Genomic DNA, 456 nt, shown 5'->3' with positions numbered 1-456 from the left:
AAAGAACCATAGCGAACGGGCATCAGCGCCCCTCCTCCATCTCAAGCATCCCAAGCAGCTCGCTGGCGGCGATGGCTTGCGCCATCAGCGCACCCAGTTTGTCATGGCTGAGCTCTGGTTCCAGCGCCAACAAGCCATCCCGGATCTCTTCCAGGGTAGTGGCTTGCATCACCAGCGCCTGGACAGCATCGGTCATCCCCTCCAGCAGAGGGGCCGCCTCAGCCTGCAACCTGGCCAACTGGGCATCGTTGTTATCCCCCTTGTCGGCCTCACCTTTACTTGCAACCAGCGCGGCCAGTCCCTTTGCCTTAAGCGCGGCCTCTCCCTGCCCGGCCTGTTTGTCCACGATGATCAGTACCTCTTCCCCCTCCTTGGGGGCCGGGATCTGCAGCTTATCCCGCACCCACTGCGCCGGGATCTGCATTCCCATCCCCACCAGGGCCCGCAGTGGATACG

1 pseudogene is annotated in these 456 nt (G+C 62.7%); it reads right to left on the bottom strand.

The annotated features are described in order from the left end of the window. Positions 1-22: 22 nt before the first annotated feature. Positions 23-456: pseudogene (locus ACW5W8_RS23855) on the bottom strand (DUF935 domain-containing protein); the annotation flags it as partial.

It is taken from the genome of Aeromonas aquatilis (assembly GCF_054052405.1).
Note: the sequence above shows the minus strand (reverse complement) of the source record. Positions and strands in the feature narration are given on the sequence as shown.